At 38.3% G+C, this 23,400-nt stretch carries 22 protein-coding genes; 9 read left to right on the top strand and 13 right to left on the bottom strand.

Annotated features, from left to right (window positions below; all coding sequences use genetic code 11):
- Positions 1-3: 3 nt before the first annotated feature.
- Positions 4-705 carry a hypothetical protein gene (locus HMPREF0874_RS08105; RefSeq protein WP_008602995.1) on the bottom strand — a complete coding sequence of 234 codons (702 nt, stop codon included), beginning with the start codon at positions 703-705 and terminating at the stop codon, positions 4-6.
- Between the two features lie 353 nt (positions 706-1,058).
- On the opposite strand from HMPREF0874_RS08105, the gene pflB reads away from it, so the two are divergent.
- The 3 genes from pflB to pflA all read left to right on the top strand — a co-directional run bounded on the left by pflB (position 1,059) and on the right by pflA (position 4,277).
- Positions 1,059-3,176 carry a formate C-acetyltransferase gene (pflB, locus tag HMPREF0874_RS08110; protein ID WP_039965381.1) on the top strand — a complete coding sequence of 706 codons (2,118 nt, stop codon included), beginning with the start codon at positions 1,059-1,061 and terminating at the stop codon, positions 3,174-3,176.
- Positions 3,177-3,251: 75 nt separating this feature from the next.
- Positions 3,252-3,488 (top strand): autonomous glycyl radical cofactor GrcA3, encoded by a 237-nt coding sequence (gene grcA3 / locus HMPREF0874_RS08115; RefSeq protein WP_004693956.1) that lies wholly within the window; start codon positions 3,252-3,254, stop codon positions 3,486-3,488.
- 12 nt (positions 3,489-3,500) lie between these two features.
- On the top strand, positions 3,501-4,277 hold the full coding sequence (pflA, locus tag HMPREF0874_RS08120) for a pyruvate formate-lyase-activating protein (RefSeq protein ID WP_008602999.1): 777 nt from the start codon (positions 3,501-3,503) through the stop codon (positions 4,275-4,277).
- A 119-nt stretch (positions 4,278-4,396) separates the two neighbouring features.
- Here the strand turns inward: pflA and HMPREF0874_RS08125 are convergent, their stop codons facing one another.
- The gene (locus HMPREF0874_RS08125) at positions 4,397-6,292 is read right to left on the bottom strand and encodes a cation-translocating P-type ATPase (RefSeq protein ID WP_008603001.1); all 1,896 of its coding nucleotides are present in this window, start codon (positions 6,290-6,292) and stop codon (positions 4,397-4,399) included.
- 200 nt (positions 6,293-6,492) lie between these two features.
- On the opposite strand from HMPREF0874_RS08125, the gene HMPREF0874_RS08130 reads away from it, so the two are divergent.
- Positions 6,493-7,056: a TetR/AcrR family transcriptional regulator gene (locus HMPREF0874_RS08130; protein WP_008603003.1), complete on the top strand. Its 564-nt coding sequence runs from the start codon at positions 6,493-6,495 to the stop codon at positions 7,054-7,056.
- A 14-nt stretch (positions 7,057-7,070) separates the two neighbouring features.
- On the opposite strand, the gene HMPREF0874_RS08135 is transcribed toward HMPREF0874_RS08130, so the two are convergent.
- Positions 7,071-8,021 carry a 2-hydroxyacid dehydrogenase gene (locus tag HMPREF0874_RS08135; RefSeq protein ID WP_008603006.1) on the bottom strand — a complete coding sequence of 317 codons (951 nt, stop codon included), beginning with the start codon at positions 8,019-8,021 and terminating at the stop codon, positions 7,071-7,073.
- A 310-nt stretch (positions 8,022-8,331) separates the two neighbouring features.
- Between HMPREF0874_RS08135 and alr the strand changes: the two genes are divergently transcribed.
- Positions 8,332-9,444 (top strand): alanine racemase, encoded by a 1,113-nt coding sequence (gene alr / locus HMPREF0874_RS08140; RefSeq protein ID WP_004697849.1) that lies wholly within the window; start codon positions 8,332-8,334, stop codon positions 9,442-9,444.
- A 404-nt stretch (positions 9,445-9,848) separates the two neighbouring features.
- Here the strand turns inward: alr and HMPREF0874_RS08145 are convergent, their stop codons facing one another.
- The 3 genes from HMPREF0874_RS08145 to HMPREF0874_RS08155 form a co-directional block, all read right to left on the bottom strand.
- Entirely contained in the window at positions 9,849-10,127 is a 279-nt protein-coding gene (locus HMPREF0874_RS08145) for a PepSY domain-containing protein (protein WP_004697959.1), read from the bottom strand.
- 158 nt (positions 10,128-10,285) lie between these two features.
- Entirely contained in the window at positions 10,286-10,906 is a 621-nt protein-coding gene (locus HMPREF0874_RS08150; protein WP_008603010.1) for a hypothetical protein, read from the bottom strand.
- 517 nt (positions 10,907-11,423) lie between these two features.
- The gene (locus HMPREF0874_RS08155; protein WP_012863831.1) at positions 11,424-11,987 is read right to left on the bottom strand and encodes a PepSY domain-containing protein; all 564 of its coding nucleotides are present in this window, start codon (positions 11,985-11,987) and stop codon (positions 11,424-11,426) included.
- A gap of 160 nt (positions 11,988-12,147) precedes the next feature.
- Here HMPREF0874_RS08155 and fliB point away from each other — a divergent pair, with 160 nt between their 5' ends.
- Entirely contained in the window at positions 12,148-13,059 is a 912-nt protein-coding gene (fliB, locus tag HMPREF0874_RS08160) for a flagellin lysine-N-methylase (protein WP_008603015.1), read from the top strand.
- Positions 13,060-13,112: 53 nt separating this feature from the next.
- Here the strand turns inward: fliB and HMPREF0874_RS08165 are convergent, their stop codons facing one another.
- The 4 genes from HMPREF0874_RS08165 to HMPREF0874_RS08180 form a co-directional block, all read right to left on the bottom strand.
- Positions 13,113-13,742 carry a hypothetical protein gene (locus HMPREF0874_RS08165; RefSeq protein ID WP_008603017.1) on the bottom strand — a complete coding sequence of 210 codons (630 nt, stop codon included), beginning with the start codon at positions 13,740-13,742 and terminating at the stop codon, positions 13,113-13,115.
- 72 nt (positions 13,743-13,814) lie between these two features.
- On the bottom strand, positions 13,815-14,498 hold the full coding sequence (locus tag HMPREF0874_RS08170) for a hypothetical protein (RefSeq protein ID WP_039965387.1): 684 nt from the start codon (positions 14,496-14,498) through the stop codon (positions 13,815-13,817).
- Between the two features lie 299 nt (positions 14,499-14,797).
- Positions 14,798-15,469 (bottom strand): hypothetical protein, encoded by a 672-nt coding sequence (locus HMPREF0874_RS08175; RefSeq protein ID WP_039965389.1) that lies wholly within the window; start codon positions 15,467-15,469, stop codon positions 14,798-14,800.
- A gap of 351 nt (positions 15,470-15,820) precedes the next feature.
- Entirely contained in the window at positions 15,821-16,735 is a 915-nt protein-coding gene (locus tag HMPREF0874_RS08180; protein ID WP_008603023.1) for a metal ABC transporter substrate-binding protein, read from the bottom strand.
- Between the two features lie 147 nt (positions 16,736-16,882).
- On the opposite strand from HMPREF0874_RS08180, the gene HMPREF0874_RS08185 reads away from it, so the two are divergent.
- The 3 genes from HMPREF0874_RS08185 (at position 16,883) to HMPREF0874_RS08195 (ending at position 19,120) form a co-directional block, all read left to right on the top strand.
- A complete protein-coding gene (locus HMPREF0874_RS08185) occupies positions 16,883-17,668 on the top strand; it encodes a metal ABC transporter ATP-binding protein (RefSeq protein ID WP_008603025.1) in 786 nt (261 codons plus the stop codon).
- Positions 17,661-18,479 (top strand): metal ABC transporter permease, encoded by an 819-nt coding sequence (locus HMPREF0874_RS08190; protein WP_008603027.1) that lies wholly within the window; start codon positions 17,661-17,663, stop codon positions 18,477-18,479. Before HMPREF0874_RS08185 ends, HMPREF0874_RS08190 begins: the two co-directional genes overlap by 8 nt.
- Positions 18,480-18,709: 230 nt before the next feature.
- Positions 18,710-19,120 carry a Fur family transcriptional regulator gene (locus HMPREF0874_RS08195; protein ID WP_008603029.1) on the top strand — a complete coding sequence of 137 codons (411 nt, stop codon included), beginning with the start codon at positions 18,710-18,712 and terminating at the stop codon, positions 19,118-19,120.
- A gap of 81 nt (positions 19,121-19,201) precedes the next feature.
- Here HMPREF0874_RS08195 and HMPREF0874_RS08200 read toward each other — a convergent pair whose 3' ends face one another.
- The 3 genes from HMPREF0874_RS08200 to bioD all read right to left on the bottom strand — a co-directional run bounded on the left by HMPREF0874_RS08200 (position 19,202) and on the right by bioD (position 23,072).
- Entirely contained in the window at positions 19,202-20,542 is a 1,341-nt protein-coding gene (locus tag HMPREF0874_RS08200; RefSeq protein ID WP_008603031.1) for an anaerobic C4-dicarboxylate transporter, read from the bottom strand.
- 187 nt (positions 20,543-20,729) lie between these two features.
- Positions 20,730-22,118, bottom strand: coding sequence for an adenosylmethionine--8-amino-7-oxononanoate transaminase (gene bioA / locus HMPREF0874_RS08205; protein ID WP_008603034.1), 1,389 nt, complete (start codon positions 22,116-22,118; stop codon positions 20,730-20,732).
- 201 nt (positions 22,119-22,319) lie between these two features.
- Positions 22,320-23,072 (bottom strand): dethiobiotin synthase, encoded by a 753-nt coding sequence (gene bioD, locus HMPREF0874_RS08210; protein WP_008603035.1) that lies wholly within the window; start codon positions 23,070-23,072, stop codon positions 22,320-22,322.
- Between the last annotated feature and the right edge of the window lie 328 nt (positions 23,073-23,400).

Below are 23,400 nucleotides of genomic sequence, written 5' to 3' on the forward strand. Positions count from 1 at the left end.
CAACTATTCACTTAACTTGACTATTGTAAGTTCACTATTGATTCCATTAATTTCAATTTGATTTTCTGATTCAGACACAGAAAAATCGTCTACAAGATGTCCACGATCTTCAAAGAGCAATTTAGTACGAATACCTTTTTTCACCGCTTTGAAAGCATACTCGTGAGGGACATGCAGCCGAGATTTCGCCGATATCTGATTCACATCAATTCGCCCCGTATAATCCGCTACATATATCTCCATTGGAGAGTTGTTATCCAGCTCTATATGACTGTTACCGCCGGCAATATAAATTTCTTTAACCGCTCCGTCTAGCTCAAACTTTTCACTAATAATATCAAATAGCTCTAGTTTTTCACAATGGGTCGCTAGCTCCGTATCTCCCATATATTTTTCAGGCAAATTTATAAAAATCCACAAATGTTCTTTTACAAGCTCTTCAGATAAGGATTTGGAACAATTTACATCCACATCGATACGCCTTTTGATATCATCGATTTTTACTTTCACCAGTTCCGTCAAATTTTCAATAGTATCACTGACCAATTGAACCTTTATCTTCTCACCCTCTCCAGCTCTCATTTTTACGCAATTAACAGAACCCAGTTTAATATCGAAATGTTTTATCTCATCGATATCATATTCTACGATGCTTTCATAAGGATATCGAGGTTTAACCGCTTCTTCTGAAAGCAATTCATCCACAGAGATATTGAATACACCTGAAAGGGCCTTTAAATTTGAAATATCCGATCATACTATTGAATAATCCGCCTTCATCCTCTTTAATAAAATTTTTATTTCCTTTATTAATATTGATATGCAATTTCATATTATTATATATACATTAAATGAAATTGCAAAAAGCAAAATCCCATATAAGCCTATATATACTGGTGTATTTAAACAATTTAGCTTATGGAAATTTATGAGATACTTCACAAAATTGCATAGTATGTATTGAAAATCTATATCATCTATTCATTGTAGAATTGCTACAAACATTGTACACTATAGGCATAGAAATCTATAGTTATATCCTTTTATGGAGGTGCAAAATGCAACATACTGCATGGAAAGATTTTAACACAGGTGTGTGGGATAAAGCCGTTGATGTACGCGACTTTATTCAAAGAAACTATATTCCCTATGAAGGGGACGATTCCTTCCTTGCTGGTCCTACAGAACGAACAACAAAATTGTGGGAACAAGTAATGAAGCTTTATGAAGAAGAACGTGAAAAAGGCGGCATGCTCGATGCTGATACTTCCGTGGCCACACACATTACTGCCCATGCGCCAGGATATATCGACAAAGAACTTGAAACAATCGTTGGTTTGCAAACTGACAAACCTTTAAAACGCGCTATGTTCCCATATGGTGGCTTGCGCACAGCAAAATCCGCTATTGAAGAATACGGCTTCAAAATGGATCCGCAAACAGAGGACTTCTTCAAGAAACATCGCAAAACTCATAATGATGGCGTATTTGATGTATATACTCCAGAAATGCGTGCTGCACGTACAGCTCACATTGTAACTGGTTTGCCAGATGCGTATAGCCGTGGTCGTATTATCGGTGACTATCGTCGTATCGCTCTTTACGGTGTTGATTACCTTATTGAAGATAAAAAAGAACAATTTAGCATTACAATGGGTGACATGCTAGAAGATGTTATTCGCGACCGTGAGGAAATACAAGATCAAATCCGCTCTTTGAAAGAATTGAAAGAGATGGCAGCGTCCTATGGCTATGATATTTCCAAACCAGCTAAGGATGTTCGTGAAGCTATGCAATGGATTTACTTCGGCTATCTTGGTGCTATTAAAGAGCAAAACGGTGCTGCTATGTCCATTGGTCGTAACTCCACATTCCTCGATATCTATGCGGAACGAGACCTTCGCAACGGCACATACACAGAGGAACAAATCCAAGAATTCGTAGACCATTTCATTATGAAATTGCGCATGGTTCGCTTCGCACGTATCCATGAATACAACAATTTGTTCACAGGTGACCCTGTTTGGACCACTGAATCCATCGGTGGTATGGGTACTGACGGCCGTACATTGGTTTCCAAGATGTCCTTCCGTTACCTACATACATTGACTAACCTTGGTCCTGCTCCAGAACCAAACCTCACTGTATTGTGGTCCCCTCGCATGCCGATTGGCTTCCGCCGTTTCTGTGCGAAATTATCCATTGAAACATCTTCCATTCAATACGAAAATGACGAATTGATGCGTCCTAACTCTGGTGATGACTATGCAATCGCATGTTGCGTATCCCCAATGCGTATTGGTAAAGAAATGCAATTCTTCGGTGCCCGTTCCAACTTGGCTAAATGCTTGCTTTACGCTATCAACGGTGGCGTTGACGAAAAGTTGAAGAAACAAATTGGTCCTAAGTACCGCCCTATCACTTCCGAATACTTAGAATTTGACGAAGTATGGGAAAAATTCGACGACATGATGGAATGGTTGGCAGGCGTATATGTAAATGCATTGAACATCATTCACTACATGCACGATAAATATGCTTATGAAAAACTAGAAATGGCATTGCATGACCGCAAGGTAACTCGTTGGTTTGCAACTGGTATCGCTGGTTTATCCGTAGTAGCAGACTCCTTATCCGCTATTAAATATGCTAAGGTAAAACCTATCCGTGACGAAAATGGCATCGCTGTTGATTTCGAAATCGAAGGTGACTTCCCTAAATATGGTAACGATGATGACCGTGTAGATAGCTTGGCAGCAAAGGTTGTTTCCACATTTATGAACAAGATTCGTAAACATCCTACATATCGTCAATCCGTTCCTACTATGAGCTTGTTAACAATTACTTCCAACGTAGTATATGGTACTGCTACAGGTTCTACTCCAGATGGCCGTAAAGCTGGCGAAGCTTTCGCTCCTGGCGCGAACCCAATGCACGGTCGTGATTCTCACGGTGCTGTATCCTCGTTGGCATCCGTAGCTAAAATGCCATGGCGTGATTGCTCCGATGGTATTTCTAATACCTTCTCTATCATTCCGGACGCATTAGGTAAATCTGGTGAAACATTTGTTTCCGTCAGCGATTTTGATATTGAGTTAGACCCTTCTCAATTGCCTAACAGCAATACAAACTTCGCATGCAGCGAACCAAATGTTACTATAGAGGAAGATAAGTAAAATCTTCCACAGTATCGAACTGCTTTCACCGGCATCGATACGCGTGTTAGTCTTGGTTGAAAGGAGGTTATACCCATGAGCAACCAACAAGTTGATAACTTGGTAGAGTTATTGGATGGTTATTCCCAAAAGGGCGGCCATCATTTGAACGTTAACGTGTTTACTCGTGAAACATTGTTAGACGCTCAAAAACATCCTGAGTTGTACCCTCAATTGACGATTCGTGTATCCGGTTATGCGGTGCACTTCAACAAATTGACAAAACAACAACAGGACGAAGTTATTTCCCGTACATTCCATCAACGTATCTAATCGAGGTTTCCTATGACTGGACGTATTCATTCGGTTGAAACGATGGGTACAGTTGATGGTCCAGGCATGCGCATGGTGGTATTTCTTCAAGGATGCCCCATGCGCTGTGCTTATTGCCATAATCCTGATACATGGGATGAAACTAGCGATAATGCTAAATTCATGACCGTAAAGGAATTATGGGACCAGTACGAACGTAACCGCCAATTTTATACTAATGGTGGTATCACCGTCACAGGTGGGGAAGCTCTTATGCAAATCGACTTTGTTATTGAGCTTTTCACATATTTCCGTGAAAGAAACGTCCATACCTGTTTAGATACAAGTGGAATTTGTTTTGACCCCCACCAAGAGGTGGCATACCGTAAATTACTCAGTATAACTAGTCTCGTCATCCTAGACATTAAGGAAATCGATCCAGCCAAGCATTTATGGTTAACGGGTAAACCGTTAGAACCCATTCTCGGGTTTGCTCGATTGACGGCAGACGTGGAAGTTCCGATTTGGGTTCGTCACGTAGTAGTCCCTACGATTACAGATAATGCCGATCGTCACTATCGTCTAGGCTTTTTTCTAGGATCTCTGAAAAATTTACAAGCCGTTGATTGCTTACCTTATCACGTTATGGGTATTGCTAAATATAAGGAGTTAGGTATTCCCTATCGCCTAGAGGGCATCCCAGCTGCGACGAAAGATATTGCAGCTAAAGCGACAAGAACCGTGGTGGAAGGCATCAAGGCCTATAGACGCCATTGGTGGAGTCCCATCAAAACACAACATCAATCATAATCAAGTTTGAGGATAACTACCTCCCTTGATATATATAAATATATATACCAAGACTTGATCTATGATAGCCCTAATCAATAGAGCCGCCCCCATACAACCGGGGACGGCTCTTATTGCATTTAAATAAACTTTCTATCATACAAACGGGCAGCGATGAGGACCACTAAACAAGATCCCACATTATGCACTAATGCACCTGTAGTAGGCGTCAAAACCTCAAGCAATGAGAGAATAATAGCGATACAATTAATGACCATTGATAAAGCAATACTAAATTTTATAGTTTTAATCGTAGCATCTGATAATCGTTTAATATAAGGAATTTTACTAAGGTCATCACTCATCAAAGCAATGTCTGCTGTTTCTATGGCAATATCACTACCAATAGTCCCCATTGCAATACTCACATCAGCAGTCTTCATAGCCGGTGCATCGTTAATTCCATCGCCAACCATACAAACCTTATGATGTTTCCCTTGCAATGATTCGATAATACTTACTTTTTCTCCTGGTAAAAGCTCCGCATGTATTTCGGAAACGCCAGATTTCTTTCCAATATATGTAGCTGCTTCTTCACTATCACCAGTAAGTAATACTGTTGTCATATCTAAGCTTGAGATAGCAGATATCATATTTATCACATCATCTCGCATTGTATCAGATAATGTAATGATACCTATAATATGCTCTTTATCTGCAATAATGACAGATACCTTTCCTTCACTTCGATATACATTAATGGCTTGTTGAATAGACTCACTGACAATAATATTATGCTCTTCAAGGAATCGTTCATTTCCACAATATAATTCTCGACCTTTTATTACGGCTATAATCCCTTTACCTACGAACATCGTAAACGAAGTAGTATCAAGTATTTCTAAATCTTGCTCTATGTCGTGAGAAACGATAGCTTTACCAATAGGATGCTCGCTCTTAGCCTCTGCAGATGCAGCTAATTGAAGAATATCGGTCTCACTATAATCTGTATCAACGGCTAAAATAGATTGGACCGCTAACTGACCACGTGTTAATGTGCCGGTTTTATCAAATGCCATAGTATCTACTTTTCCCATAGTTTCAAGAATTTCACCAGATTTAATAATAACTCCATGTTTAGTAGCTTGACCAATAGCAGCCATAACTGCAGTAGGTGTAGCGAGCACCAATGCACAAGGACAAAATACTACCAACACAGTAGCACCGACGATGATATTGCCAGTTACTAAATAGCCTATACATGCAATCATCAATGCAATAGGAACCAATCGACTAGCAACAATATCAGCTATACGCTGAATCGGAGCCTGTTTCTGTTCCGCATTTTTAATAAGTTGAATCATTTTTTGAATAGAACTATCTTCGCCCACTTTGGTAGCTATAATATCTATGGCACCAAAACAGTTAATCGTTCCGCCAAATACATCATCATCAATTGTTTTATCAACAGGGATAGACTCTCCTGTCATAATAGATTGATCTACCGTTGTTTCACCATTAATAATGCGTCCATCTACAGGCATCGTTTCGCCCGGAAGGATTCGTAAATAATCACCACTTTGTATAGACTCTACAGGAACCATCATTTCTTTGTTATCTTGTATTTTACGACCCTTAACAGGTGCTAATGAAATTAACTTCTTTAACCCTTTTTTTGCTCGCTCCGTAGTTGCTTCTTCAAGGAGAGCGCCTAAAGCCATAATAAAGGCGACCTCACCAGCCGCAAATATATCGCCAATGGCAATGGCTGCAAACATAGCCATGGAAATCAATAGAGCCGATGAGATTTTACTAATTCCCTTATTGTATACAATCCTTCGTATAGATAAATATACAAGAGGAAAACCACAAATAATAACGGTAATCCAGGAAGGTTCAAAAGGGAATATATTTTGAAATGGTCTCTGTCCACAAAACTCTTCTATCAAATACGGAATCCCATCAAGCAGTAAAAATAGCCCCGCTAAAATCGTCATATATAAACCAGATAATATATCATGTATTCGATGTACCATATAGCAATCCCCTTATCAGACTTTCACTACCAATATGAATTGAATTATGACTACACTTACAGTACAATAATTACGATAGCGAACACCTTGTTCACTTTAATTGTATCAACCTATGGTTTTAATACAATATATAAAACATCTCATATGTTCATTACGGAACATATACGCTATTCTGTACTAAAAGAATGACAGGAGTTAATATGGATCGTAGGCAGAAAAAAACTCGTAAAGCCATATTTATAGCTTTTAACAAATTATTATCTAATAAGGCGTATGACAAAATCACCGTTCAAGAAATCATTAGTGCCGCAGACATTGGCCGCACCACCTTTTATGCTCATTTCGACACAAAAGAAGCATTGCTAGAAGCACTCTGCGAAGACTTATTTTTACATATAAAAGATAGTATTAATCACTTACCGCATGCTCATGGGCTGTATCAACAAAGTATTTACCCTGTCTCAGTATTTGGTCATTTATTACAACATTTACAGCAAAATGAAAATAAAATCCTCGAACTACTAGCTAGTGATAATAACGAAATCTTTTTGCGCTATTTCAGGGATCATCTAAATGAGTTGGTACAAGGATATTTTATCAACCAAGACCGTAAAGCAAATACAAATCTACCGGATGACTTTATTATTAATCATATTTCAGGTAGCTTTGTGGAAATGGTGTTATGGTGGGTAAAAAACGGCATGAAAGAATCGCCTACAGAATTAGACAATTACTTCCATGCCGTTATAGAACCTATTATATAATTATTTAAAATTTATCAAGATACAACATTGATTGGTTCCCCCTTAAAGAAGGCTTGTACATTATCTCGAATAATGCCTACCAAGCGTTGACGTGTTTCAAGGCCTTTCCAACCCATGTGCGGAGTAATGATGACGTTATCTAGTGTATAGAGAGGACTATCCTCTGCAGGAGGCTCTACCTCCTGTACATCAAGACCGGCTCCAACAATGCGTTTAGCGGCTAATGCTTCACAAAGGTCTGCTTCATTAATAAGTGGACCACGACCAGTATTTATGATGACTGCACTAGATTTCATTTTACCGATAGTTTCTTTATTAATCATGTGCTTAGTTTGGTCATTCAATGGGCAATGCAATGTAATATAATCACTATTTTCTAGTAATTCATCAAGACTTACATAACGAATACCATCTCCATCAGCCTTTGGTGTGCGTGTATGAACCAAAATATTCATACCGAGTGCTTTTGCTACTTTGATCACTTCCATACCAATGTGACCAGCACCAACAACACCTAATGTTTTACCATTCACTTCTGTATGGCTCACTTGTAAATGTTTTGTGAAATTACTGCGATCACCTTTAGCAAGCATGCCGATTTGTTGCTGCATAGTGGATGCAAAATTGAGGATCATCATGATGACTGTATGCGCTACACGTTCCGTACTATAGGCCGGGATATTACATACGGTGATACCCTTTGCTTTCGCTGCGTTAAGGTCAATATTATTATAACCCGTGCCAGCTTCTACGATGAGCTTTACTGTATCTGGGAATTGTGAAAGTAACTCAGCAGTAACAGGAATCTCTTTTGTTACTACTACGCGAGCACCTTGAATGCGTTCAATAAGCTCTGCATTTGTACTATCCTCGTAAACTTTTACATCACTAGATAATACAGAAAAATCTAATGCATGGTCGTAATTCATTTTACTTGCGTTTACCACTACTACACGTTCACTCATGAGAACCTCCTAAATTGAATAGCCTAAAACATAGGTAATACCACTTCTATATAAATTATACATAAATTATACTATTATTTATATAATTTTATACTAAAATAACTTCTATTATATATCAACTACCTATACCAATTAATATACTTTCACAACTAATTAGTATACTTTCACAATAATTGTATATAATATATGTATAAATCCTATAAAATTCAAAGTAAAACTCATTTTTCTGTATATAACTTTCACAAAAGTATTGTGTAATTCCCCAAAAGTTATAAAATAAAAGTAATGTTATATAGAATTGAGGAATACAATGAGACCTACCTATTTGACCATAAATACAAGTCTCGTTCGCGAGAATTTGCGTAAAATTAAAGATAGTTTACCTGAATGGAGTACGTCTACAGCTGTCATCAAGGCCAATGGCTACGGCCACGGCAGTGTTATGATGGGGCGTATTGCCGTGGAGGAAGGTTACGAATCCTTAGCCGTTGCTATTCCAGAGGAGTCCGTACCACTTCGCAATGCAGGTATTATGGTACCTATTTATTTATTAGGACTCACAAGGCCACAATCCTTTGAACTTGTGGCAGACACTAATTCGATTCCTGCCGTTTGTGAATCTACCGACTTGGAATCACTCAATAAAGTAGCCGATAATCACGACATGATTATTCGCGTTGCTGTTGCCGTTGATACAGGCATGCATCGCATCGGTATCAAGCCTGAGGATGCCATTGAGTTTATCAAACGCATTGAGTCCTACGAAAATTTGGAAATAGACGGATTCTTCTCTCACATGAGCAATGCTGATGCGGCGGATCAATCACACGCCCATAGCCAAACGCAAAAATTTCATCGCATGGTAGATGAAATACGAGCATTCCGTCCAGAAGCAGATTACCGTTTCTCCCTCGCCAACAGTGCAGGTCTTTTATCTGTCAAAGATAGTCTATTCACAGATGCTCGTCCTGGTATTATTCAATACGGTATCATGCCATCTCTTGATGTGCCAAATCGATTGGGCTTAAAACCTGTTTTATCTTTCCATAGTGAAGTTGTTCATGTACAACATATCCCTGCTGGCGAAGGCATTGGATATGGATCTACCTATATCACAACTGAACCAATGACAATTGCTACTATCCCTGTAGGCTATGCGGATGGCTACCCTCGTAGTTTATCCAATCGGGGCACCGTACTGATTCATGGCACTCGTTGTCCCGTAGTAGGTCGTATTTGTATGGATCAATTCATGGTTTCTGTTCCGGATACAATCACGGTAAAGCCTGGCGATAAGGTGGTGCTTCTAGGGTCTCAAGGTCATGAAAGCATTTCTGCTTTAGAAATTGCAGCCCTTGCTTCCACAATTCCTTATGAGATCTTTTGTGGATTCTCAGAGCGCGTACCACGACAATATATTTAACCTATGTAAAATAAAGAAAGCCCGTATCACATGTAGAATTCTACATGTGATACGGGCTTTCTTGCTCTCCTATACCCAGCGTGCTGTAAAGCAGTTACGTTCTTATTGTGAGAGAGAGTATATATACCAAGTATATAATCTTATGATTCGGAGGGAACCACAATTCATAAGGGGCCCTCTGAACGATAGATGGCATAGGAGAGAGTCAATGTTTATCTATCCAATCCAGAGGGCTGTGTGTAATTGTTTATTGTGTGTGTTGTTTATTGTGTGTGTTTTTGTGTGTTTTTGTGTGTTGTGTATGTGTGTGTAAGTGTATTTATGTTATGTGTGTATAGTTTTGAGTGCTTAGTGTTCGTTTTTGAAAGGGTTTGCTTTACAGCGCTATAGAATAGGAGATCAACTTATTTTGCTACCGTCCCTGTTTTAGCATCCAATACAACGGATATCGGTTTATTTTGTGCATCATGGAATTCTATGGTATATAGTGGTTTACCATTTTGATTAGCAAGAGACCACGCATTAATACCAGTCGCTACCTTGCCAGACTGTACGAAAGCTGCATTAATTGCCACATGTGGAGGTATTACTGTTCCGGCATCAATAGCACTAGCTTCCATAGATGCATCATATGCTTTAGGAGTACCATCAGTTACATTACCAGTAGCCACATCTAGAGTCATAGAATGAGCACCACTAGTATTAAAACCAGCTACTTCATAGATGGCAGTTTTACCTTGAGTTTTGAAAGATACATTTGTAATTTTGGAGTTTCCAAATTTGCTTTCGAATTGGTCAATTAAATAATTAGCACCAGCTACGAAAATACTATTTTGGTCTACTACGCCTTCTTGCTGGTTGGTTGTGCTAGGTTGTGATTTTCTACTTTTAGAGTTTTTTTTTCCTCTTTAGTAGGCTCTTCTTTATCAGCTTTTTTTTCGTCTTTCACAACTTTTACTTTAGGCGCTTTATCTACTGCAGCTTTTTTAGTATTTTTAACTTCTTTACCATGCTTCGCTACAGATTCAGATTTTTTATCACCACTGCGTACTACTCTTGGTTCACTAGGAGCTTTAGCTACAGATGCAGTTTCAATAGAAGGGACCGCTGCTGCAGGATTTTCTGTACTAGGCACTACAGTTTCTTGAGCTACTGGTGTTTTAACATCTTGTGTAGCTGTTGGAACTGGTGTAGTATTACGAACTGCTGTACCTACTTGATTAGCTTCTGCTACAGGAGCTACTGGAATTTTAGGTGCAACTGCAGTAGTAGCCACATCTGGAGCCACCGCTACAGTAGGAACTACTGGATCAGTAACTGGTTGTGCTGGAGTCGCTGTACTCGCTGTTTCTTGCGTAACAGGCATTGGAGTTACTGGTTCAGCTGCTGTTACAGCTACAGTGGCACCAAATACGCCAGCCACTGCTAAAGCAATACTACTTTTTAAAATAGATTTTTTCATATTGTCCTCCTTATTAATTCATATACATGCAACTTTACGCATGTATATTTCCAGTCAACTCAATGTCATCATGTAAGTTCCAAAACATATATCTAGCATGGACTTGTAGATATATAGTTTGGAAATTTCAGATATAGTTGAGTTTGTCTTTCGACTGGTACACATACTATCGATAGTCTATGAAGTCAAAATGTAGAAGAACCATTAAATGCTTATTTTATAGTGAGTTTAGAATGAATTTATATATAATTCCTATAAAATCCTATGGGATTTACTTTATACTTAAAAATTCCATGAATAACATGTCAAAAGCCGTTTACCCCATATATAAGGGATAAACGGCTTTCAAAATACACGTATTGATATCTAAAAATTTACATTCATGAGCAAACTTTCACAAAAAAACACGTCAATACTAGTTATTTTTTTAAGAAAAACAGTATTAATGTATTTAATTATTATATTCAGAATAAAATAACTAAGCACTATTAAGATATAATAACTAGTCAATCATATATTAGTCATCAAATTTAACAGATAGCAATTTACCGTTCATTGCATCCATACGTACATGTACCTCTTTATTATCTTCTGTACCAAAGCTAACTTTGTACACGATTTTACCTTTATCATAGCGCACAGCCCATTCGTTGAGGCTCACAGCTTTGCCTTTTGTTTGGGCATAAGCAAAGTTCACCACTGCTGCAGGAGGTAAAATTTCTCGTGGATCAAAAGATTTTTTCTTTAACGATTTATGGAAGTCCCCTTCGCGTTTTTCAAAGATTTGATTAGTAGCATAGATATACGTTAACTCATATTTGCCAGTTTCATCAAAACCCTCTACATCATACTTAATTTGACCTCCATCCGCATCAAAGGCGATTTCCGTAATTCCAGCATTTGGATGATTTTGGATAAAGGCATTTAATAAACCATTAGCTCCTACAATTGCCGCATGGTTGCCATCAACAACTGCCACAGTTGGCTCTACAGCTACTAAAGGGGCTGCACTTGCATTTGGCATGCCAAATGCCGCTGCCAAGGCCAATACAAGGCTACCTTTTACAAAAAATGATCTCATTGGTTCCTCCATATCTCAAACAGTTATCATAACAATATATATACAATTATACACTAAATCAACGCGGTTTATAATCTTTATTTATATAATTAGTGCATGTACCTGCCCCCTATGATACAATGCACATAGATTCATTTTTGTAACTACATGTGAGCTAACTATGATTTCAATTTACCCCACTATATATCACGAATTTCAATGCAAGGCCGATCAATGCGAAAATACATGTTGTCAGCTGTGGACCATCGATATAGATGAGCCTACTGCTGAACGTTATCATTCCATGACAGGTTCTCTTGGTGAAAGTTTACGCCAAGCCATCACTGTTGATGATGAAGGCAGTCATTTTATCTTTTCTAAAGCACAACCTATGTGTCCCTTACTCAATGAAAAAGGTCTATGCAAAGTAGTTCTTGAATTAGGAGAAGAAGGACTTTGTGACACCTGTCATATGCATCCACGCTTTTATAAATACATTGAAGACTTAGAACTATGTGGCGTTGGATTATCTTGTGAAGCATCGGTTGAACTATTAGCCCAACAAGAACCGATGGACTTTCTCCTCTTTACAATTGAAGATGACCATAATGAATTCAATTCTGAGGAGCGATTAACACTCCACAATATTTTTGAATTATTAGCCTTTGATTTAGATCCTAATCTATTCCAATATACGCCAAAGCCCTCAAAGCAGTCTTTCAAAGAACTATTAGACCTATATAAACAAACCGAACCCATCGATGAGAATTGGACAGCACAAGTTAATACATTATCTAGTAAACTAGACCAACTCATCGCATCCGTACAGACCTATATACAGCAAGAGGATATGAGACTATTTAACAAAGTGTACCAATATATATTGTATCGCCAAATCGATATGCTATCAGATTATTCCTTGGAATCTATCTTAGCTTATGCAAAGGATGGTACTGACTATATACTTATAGCCAGCGCCTTAGAGGGACACCCCTTAAAACAAGTTGCAAGATGGTCACAACAAATCGAATACGACGAAGATAATGTGGTGCTATTATTACAACACTACGAAGCCCAACTTATTATAGAGTGAACAAAAACCGCAAGAATTTTATCTTGCGGTTTTTTAAGTCTTATTATAATACATCATTTGAAGAGAGTATGAACAAAACGAATCCATTGAGGCAATACGGAGACAGATAATAATGCCACAACAAACATAACAATATAAGTTTTAACGATACCTAGTTCAACATAACGTCTCATTAATTGGGCTACAATGAACACAGCATAATACTGGCTGAACATCGTAATAAGATAGGCCATATCCCCTACATATTTTTGAAGAGACAAAGAGAAAAAAATAATCCCTAGTATATGAATTAATACTAAGACAACCGTGCGAAGTGCATTTGTATAAGCTAATCCATATATATAATTGCGCAATACCCCACCATAAGTACCACGACCACCTAATAAAACAAGTAAGCGCCATATAACAAATGAACCGATGATAATTTGAAAAATTAAAAATACAGAACTTGCTAAAATACTAATTACATCAAAATGAGTTAACCCAGTAATCCGTTTAATTCCGAGCATTGGAGATATAACTTTCACCATAAACGGTAAGCTATAGGTCATTATATATAATACAATAGTAGATACGACTAGATTCAGAATGGCTCTTGTATGAGATCCATAATTGATAATATTCTGAAAAGATTGTTCGCTAAGCTTGGTAAATAAATGCAATATATCCTTATACCATGTCATAAATACTCCTTTTAGTTTAAAACTAGTAAAAAAGGACGAGCCATGTCTCGTCCTAGATATATCATATGTATTTTATCGAGTCAACATATAAATCCATTCAAACACGTGTGCTACCAAAAGAGCAATCAACATTAGAATCAAACCTTCATAAGGAGTCCCATTAATACATGCTCCCACAATACGTCCCATAGTTTGTAACAATAATACGGTACTTAAAACACATAGCACAATCATACAGAAGCCAATGATTGCTTGCAGTATTAATGGTACCGAAGTTAAAATCAGCATAATCCCTGCTGTAAAAGTAATCAATGCCACAACAAGTTGAGCAAATGACATGATATGCAAAATACCGGTTGTAACAGTTCGAACATAAAATTTACGCTGTTGAGCAACCGCATAAACTATAATGATACATGCCATGAAAATAACTTTTCCGATTACCCATGCAAAGCGACCCATATTCCAAAATTCTCTAGGACTACCCATCTGTTCCAAAAAAAGTTGTATTTCATGTTGACCTACTGGAAGAGATAGCGATTCCCACCTTACTAATAACGAAGAATTGCGTATAAACGCACGTATAGCATCTAAATATACGCCTTCACCTACAATAGTAAATTGATAGCATATAAGTGTTAATAGCAACATTCCTATGAGTTGCCCATCGGCAATATCAAAGTGATACATACGAGGATTATTCTCTTCAATAGGGTTTAATAAACGATAGATAAACTGCATTAAACCTACCATCATAAGTATCACCACCTTTTACACAATATACATACATACCATTCAAGTTTAAATACTATAACATACAACACACCAAAAGGAACTATAAAAATAGTTACTTTTCATTTTCCGTTCATCATTATAGCACAAAAGAGACATCTTTTCATACTTTAATTATCCCAATGAAATGCATCCTTCGGGGTCCTTTTCTTTATAAAATACAGAAAAAAGCTATTAGCTGATTATATATAATCAGCTAATAGCTTTTTTAGTAGTAAGGACTATTTTATTACAGCCCCTTTGATAGTTTTCATGTTATGTAATTATCTGGAAGTAGCAAGTGCTATGATGCCAATCAAGATACCTAAAACGATTATGGGAATTAAACTCGTAATAATAGAAATGCCAAAAGTTGCTAAACGGGATTTATTAATTTGGCGACTTAACAATGTTAAACATACCCAGAATGTATAGACTGCAAAAGCTATCGTTGCGAATATAATAATAGTTATCCATACAATACTACCTACTATAGAGTCAGGATTAGAGCCTAGTAGCAGCAAAAATGGCAATGATAGTAATAGGAAGCCAATGAAATATACTAAGCCCATAATCTGATTATAAGCTTGTTCGTACCACATGATTTTTAACACAGACTCATATGTAGTATGGGCATCAAATTTATTGGCGACCCAAGAGAAAATCGCAGAATAAATAGCAATACCAATAAAAGCAAATAGCAAGCCAACCGCTAGGCCTAATATACCGGCCCCAGAAAGAGCCGCCGCACCAGTAAGTGCAACACTAAGTTTATCCACAAATATCATACTCAAAAAAGTAGGTAGAATATTTGAAAATACGAATGCCACCAATGCCAAAGCTACTGTAGCATAGAACCCTTTTCGACAAGATCCATGCTCTACAATCTGTGGAATACCGCGTTTAAAGGGAGCTACCACAAGCTGCCAAATATCTGAATACCATTTTGTTTCCATAAAACCTCCAAAACACCTATATTTCTTTAATTGTAACACAAACTATATTTAAACCGTCATGGACAACATTATACCTCCCACACCAAAGATGAAGGATATTATGTAAAAAGAAATTCCCGTTATCCAAAGATTTAGACCAAATTGCTTATAGGTAACTTGCCCCTTCAAAATAATAACTATGGTCAAGCCCTTTCATCAGCAACCCCTGATTTATTAATGATAACCATATTAGGTTTCCTTTTTATTTCATCTATTAATATATTATACTATATAATTCAAATTTTAAGACATTATTCTAACCTATTATAACGCAAAAAAGCAGCCCCACTAGGGGCCGCCTTTTCGTTTATCTTATTGCAAAGATGCTGCAATTTTTGTAAGGTTTTCATCCATACGTTCTAAGTATGTTTTATTATCTTCGTTGCTTTCGATAGTATAAATAGTTTCTACCTTAGCACCTACTTCTTGTGCCAAAGTTTTGGATACTTCTGGGCTAGCCATTTCTTCTGCAAAGATAGTAGTAATATGGTTTTCTTTAGCGTATTCGATGAGTTTAGCCAATTGTGCTGCATTAGGTTCACCTTCAGCAAATACATCTTCCACACTGTTTTGTTCTAAACCAAAATCACGGCATAGGTACGCAAATGCTGCATGGCCTGTAACAAAGTTTTTATGCGGAGCTTTAGCGAATTGCTCTTCATATTTTTTAATCATTGCATCTAATTTAGCAACGTATTCAGTATAATTCTTTTCATAATAATCCTTGTTTGCTGGGTCAACTTTTACAAGGGCATCCTTGATATTTTTCACTTCAATTTTAGCATTTTTCAAAGATAACCATGCATGAGGATCTTCTGCACCATGTTCTTTAATTTCTTCTGGGTCAGTATTTTTAATAGCTTCAACACCTTCAGTAGCTACAACAGATACGAGTTTATCATTTTTAGCTGCTTCGATAGCTTGTTTTGCCCAAGGCTCCATACCAAAACCGTTATACACAAATACTTGAGCTGTTGCCAATTGTTTCATATTTTCAGGCTTCAATTCGAAATCATGTGGTTCTACGCCATCTGGTATAATAGTAGATACCTCTACCTTGTCACCACCAATAGCCTTTGTAAACTCAGCCATTGCATTAAAACTTGTTACCACTTGGATTTTTTTACCTGCTTGTTCCTTCTGTGCATTCGGTGCATCATTGCCACAACCTGCAAATAAAGCAGCCATCATAATACCTACAACTAACAAAATCAGTTTCTTGATCATCGTAGTCCTCCTTTGTAAAATCCTGATCGCTATGCCTATACAGAATACACTCTATTCTTTAGTTGCAGTTGCGACTCAGTTGCATTTGTAATATAGTTATAGTATAAACTTACTTAGAATTTTGTCAATCAGAAATGTGGTTTTCATATGTTATCAATAGAACATCTTTATTTTTCCTATCAAGGTCAACCTCCTTATGTGCTAAACGACCTTAATTTACATATTCACAGTGGTGATTATATATCCATCGTTGGGGATAATGGGTGTGGTAAAAGTACCTTGCTCCGTCTCATTTTAGGTTTTCTTACCCCTGTAAAAGGCTCTATCAAGCGAAGCACCAATAATATTCGGTATGTGTCTCAAAAAAATGACTTCTCTCACGCAGGCTTTCCTATTACGGTAAAAGAAATCCTCGATTCCTACCGTAAACTTTTAAAGATTAAGGATAAACAGGAAGTCAATCGCGTATTAGAGCTTACCCATATGACGGAATTTAAAGACCGTCTCATCAGCAAACTTTCAGGTGGACAAGCTCAGCGTGTATCTATCGCCCGCGCCCTCATCGGTAAGCCTGACCTCATCATCCTCGATGAGCCTTCAACAGGTATCGATAGAAAAAGCCAAGAGGGCATCTATGCTCTACTTCGAAATTTGAACCAAGAGCACCATATTACGATTATCTCTGTTGAGCACAATATCGAAATGGCTCTCGCCAACTCTACCAATATCTACCATATTGCAAATGGTCAAGGTCACCTTTGCTCCCCTGAGCAATATGCTAGTGAAATCATGCACAGTACAGGTCGCAATCCAATAGATCACAAAAACTGCTCCTGTTTCACAGATGTAACAATAGAAGCTCAGGCTCAGGCTCAGGCTCAGGCTCAGGCTCAGGCCGATGATACCACAGTTGAGGAGGTGCGCCATGTTTAGTTATGATTTCATGCAAAATGCCTTCTTCGTAGCAATTTGTATTTCTCTTTTATGTCCATGTATTGGTATCTTCATGGTGCTACGCCGTTCCAGTATGATTGGCGATACCATGAGTCACGCATCGCTAGCAGGTATTACACTAGGTTTATTAACGAATACTAATCCAATTTTAGGAGCCTTTATCTTCACTGCCATCTGCGGTGCACTCATCGAGTTCTTGCGAAAATATTTTTCATACCATCTCGATCTTATTCTTACTATCATCTTATCCCTCAGCATCGGTACAGCTATTACACTTATTAGCTCAGGCAAACTAAAGGCTAACGCAAATGTATTCTTCTTTGGTAGCATCCTAACGGTAAACGCAACCGATATGATTAGTATTGCAGTGCTCACCATTTTATCAGTATTAACGCTATACTTTTTGTATAACTCCTTACTCTACATCGCTTACGATGAAGAAGCGGCTCGTGTAGCAGGTGTTAAGGTAGATTTTATCAACTATATCTTTGCTATCTTAATGGCTGCCGCCGTATCCATTTCTATTAAAATCGTTGGTGTTCTCGTATTGAGTGCCATGATTGCATTACCAGTAGCATCTGCATTACAATTAGAAAAAGGATTTAAAATAACTTTATTATGCTCCATTGGATTTAGCTTACTTGCCATGATTATCGGACTTTTTGGATCCTACTTCCTTAACGTAGCACCTGGTGGCTTCGTGTCCCTAACGTCGGTAGGTATTTTACTGGTAGTGTTAGTCATTAAAAATATTCGCACCATCATACGACGCTTTCAGTTTAGTAGATAAGCTAAAACAATAATTTATATATTTAGGCATAAATATTATAGCTAGTTAGAGTAATATAACTAGTTAGAGTCAAATAATACAGCTAGTAGATTAAAAAATATAACTAGTTAAATATAAAAATATATCTAACCAAATGCGATAGCATATTTGATATTCTATTAGCCATATAAGTCATTTAACTATACAGGTGTATAGCATGTTTAGTATTAAAATAGAATCGAAAGAGAGCTATGAATACAACAACTTGGCCAGAAGGCATAAAAAAGACCAAACAGCGCGAAGCCATTTGGTCTGTATTAACAACTACAGATAAACCCATTACAGCCCTTGAAATCGCAGAACGCTTAGGTGACGGTAGCACTACTTGGATGTCTACTATCTACCGTACACTTGAACTATTAGAAACTAAGGGTATCGTTACACGTACCACGCTCATGGGTAGTGATATGGCATATTATGAAATCACCCCTCATACACACCGCCACTATGCTGTATGTACGAGCTGTGGTGCTATGATACCACTCCATACCTGTCCTGTCGTAGAAATGCCTAAAGAACTCAGCAAAGCAGGATTTACTGTGACGGAACATCACTTAGAGATTGCTGGAATCTGTAGAAACTGTAAGGATAAAAATAAATAACAAAAAGGACGTAACACTGTAGTTACGTCCTTTAACGTTTTAGCGTATACTTTGGAATTAACCGTATTTAGCTTTCACCAATTACAGCATCAACGGAGCCACTAAGAAACCGAGTGCTACGGAGATGGCAATAGCAAGTACGCCAGGTATGAAGAACGGATGGTTAAATACGAGTTTACCAATTCGTGTAGAGCCCGTATCGTCCATTTGTACAGCCCCCAAAAGTGTTGGATATGTAGGCAATACAAAGAGTGCAGATACAGCTGCAAAGGATGCGATAATAATATAAACGGATCCTGTGTTCTCTGGTGTAATACCGAGAGCTAGAATTACAGCTGGTACCAAAGCTTGCGTAGTTGCCGCTTGACTATACAACAATGTACTTGCAAAGAAGAACGCTACCGCCAATAGGAACGGATATGCTGTTACCATGCTAGAAGCGAGCGCTTTGATTTCAGGGATATGACCTTTTACAAAGGTATCACCCAACCATGCTACGCCTAGTACACAGACACAAGCGGATAAGCCGGATTTGAATGTACTTGTATTAACAAGTTCTGCTGTATCAAGCTTACAGAAGAATGTGATAGCAGCCGCAATAATCATCATAAAGCCGATGATAGCATCATTTCGACCAAAGATAACTGGTTTAATAATACCAATGTTTTTGGAAATTGCTGTTGCGTAGAATACGATACAAATGATACCAATCAAGAAAATCAATACTGAAGTTTTTGCACCAGGTTTTAAGTGGAAATCAGTGCTTTTTTCACGAGGTGGCGCCACGTGACCTGCCGCCAAACGTTCTTGATACACTGGATCAGAAGATAAATCATTATTCGCAAAGGTAGACATGATAAATGCCGTAATCATAACCCCTACAAATGTTGTGGAAATACAGATGGCGAGCAATGTAGGATAGTTAACACCATATGGCTCAAGGAACCCACTCATAGCAACTACTGCTGCCGATACAGGACTCGCTGTGATACCAATTTGGCTTGCTACAACGGCGATAGATAATGGCACAGATGGCTTAATGTTTTCACTTTTCGCCACCTCTACGATTACTGGAATCATAGAGAATGCTGTATGACCAGTACCCGCTAGAATAGTTAAGAAATACGTAACAGTTGGTGCCAAATAGTTGATATGCTTAGGATTTTTACGCAAAATACTTTCAGCAATGCGCACCAAATAATCAAGACCGCCGGCTAACTGTAAGGCACAGATGGCTGCGATAGCAGACATGATAATCAGAATTACATCCCATGGAATCTGTCCCGGAAACATCCCCATACCAAGGCTTAACAACACAACCCCAAGGCCGCCAGCGTAACCGATGCCCATGCCACCTAGGCGAACACCGAGGAAGATGGCACCAAATAAAATAATAACTTGCATAATTACATAAATGTCCATACGATGACCTCCTTTATACATATATAGTATCATAGATATGCTAAATAATCATCGAATTTTGGCAATGTATAGTCTATAGTTTAAAATATGACGAAATTTCGATATGTTATGCAAAAAAACTACACCCCATTGCCTTAAACTACTAACAAAAGACAATAGGTGTAGCTTTTCAATAATTAATTTAGCATTATAAAATAATTGGGCGCATATCTTCAAGTATCCCCTCTTCCTCAGTTGCACGTTGGATACTTTCACCTACAATACGAACCATGTCCTCTAATTGTTCCACAGTCGATGCCAATGGAGGCATAAGGATAACCACGTCGCCAATAGGGCGGCAAATAAGACCTTGTTCACGGGCAAGGATTGCCACCTTAGCACCTACCGCATCATTTGGGCGATACGCTTCGTGGGTGGACACATCTTTTTCAAGTTCAATACCTACGATGAGACCCCGCTGACGAACCTCTTTCACATGCTTCAAAGATTTAATAGGTTCTAAGGCCTTTGTGAAAGCTTCTACTTTAGCAGGCAATTGTTCAATTACCTTTTCATCACGGAATACTTTCAAAGAAGCCAACGCAACGGCACAGGCCAAGGCATTACCAGTATAGGAGTGACCATGATAGAATGTTTTCTTTTCCTCAAAGGTGCCGAGGAATGCATCGAATACGCGTTGTGTAGTCAATGTTGCTGCTAATGGAAGGTACCCACCAGTGATGCCTTTGGATAAGGTCATAAAATCTGGAGATACTCCTTCATGTTCGCAAGCAAAGAATTTGCCAGTTCGGCCAAAGCCAGTAGCTACTTCGTCAACGATGAGGAATACATCGTGTTGTTCTGTTAACTCACGAACCCGTTTCAAATAACCGTGAGGCATTACGAGCATGCCTGCCGCTGCTTGCACCAATGGTTCCATAACAAGAGCTGTAATTTCATCGCCTTCTTCGTTAAGGATGCGTTCCAATTCAGTCAACGACTCTTCAAAAGCTTTATCTCGATCTGCCAAATCTCTATACACACCAGGGCTTGGCAATGTTAATGGTTTAAATAATAGATTATGGAATACTTGGTGAAATAATTGAATACCACCTACGGATACGGTACCTAATGTATCCCCATGATAGCCTGCATTGAGGGCAATGAACTTAGTCTTTTTCGTTTGCCCTACTTGTTGACGGTATTGGTACGCCATTTTAATAGCCACTTCGATAGCTGTACTGCCATCATCAGAGAGGAATACTTTATCTAAGCCTTCTGGAGCAAGCTCTACAAGTTCTTTACACAATTGTGCAGACGGAGGACTTACGAGGCCTAATAACGTGCTATGCGCAATTTTATCGATTTGATCCTTCAATGCTTGGTTCAATACAGGATGGTTGTGACCATGAATATTAACCCACAAAGAGGATACACCATCGTAATACTTTTTACCGTTCTCATCGATGAGGTATACCCCCTCACCGCGTTCAATTACTACTGGTTCTTGTGCTAGCCAATCTTGCATTTGTGTAAATGGATGCCATACAAACTCGTGGTCCCATTGTGCTGCTTGTGAAAGCTGTTTCTCTGCCATTTCGTCACCTCATACTTACTAAGTTTACAAACTATAACTCTCTATCACATATACCTTATATAAACTAAATTAAGTTGCCCAATCTAAGGTATGCTAAATCACAAATTTAATACGTCTCAAAATTACTGTTAATATGTACTCAATATCACTTCTAACATATATTAACTTGCTATAGCTAATATAAAATCAGCCAATTATTATTTATAGACCTAATACTGTGTTCCATAATTCCTTAGAATCAATAAAAGATCGAGCCCAACCAAGTTGAACCTTTTGAATATCCGGACCTTGGTATGGCGGCACTACAGCTACTACAGGAACACCTGTGTAACGCTCCATATCTGCCACATTTGTTTTCAACAAAAACAGATCTACAGCTGTTGTATCATTTACGATAATAGCTTTCACCTCGATACCATGCAACTTAGCATATTCGCAAGTCAAAACGGCGCGATTAATAGATCCAAGACGACCATCTGCTACAACAATAGCTGGTAATTTGATATCTTTCATAAAATCCGTGAAAGTTTTATCTCCATAGAGAGGGGTCGTGATACCGCCTGCACCTTCTACAAAGGTTATGTCATAGCGACTCACTACATCTAATGTATGTTCTACAAGGCCATCATAGTCAATCTCGATACCAGCCAATTCCGCTGCAAGGCGAGGAGAGAAATCACCGGCTATAGCATAAGGATTCACTTCATGACGACGAGATTCAGGAATACCTGCGGAGCGCATCAAATGTGTTGCATCTTTACTCTCAAGGCCAATATTATAATTATCCTCATCCATCGTCACACATTCAGGGAAAGGAACTGCACTAGAAGACACAGGTTTCACCATACCAACAGCAAAGCCATCGTCTACAGCCATCGCCCCCAATAACCCTGTCACAAACGTCTTACCTACATCTGTATCTGTACCAATTATAGAAATACCTAACTGCTTCATACAAAGCTCCTCTCAAGCGAATACTTACTGCCGCATAGGTTAACTAATTTATATGATTAAGTTTACAATCTAATTACAATATACAGCGAAAAGGAATATATAGTCAACCTATTATTACTGTTCAAGTTTACGATGCTATGACTCTATGGGTCCCGAATACATCGCTACATTTTAGCTAAAAAGCTGTGTCCCTAACCTCCGCGCTCCATAGTAAACTAAGTCGCACTTCGCTTAGGAACACAGCTTTTTATAACATTATCGCAGTATTAGTCCCATAGAGTCACAGACCGCTACTTTGAATACGATAATAATAGGTTGGCTATATGGG

Origin of the sequence: Veillonella sp. 6_1_27, from assembly GCF_000163735.1 — a bacterium.
Lineage (GTDB): Bacteria > Bacillota > Negativicutes > Veillonellales > Veillonellaceae > Veillonella > Veillonella parvula_A.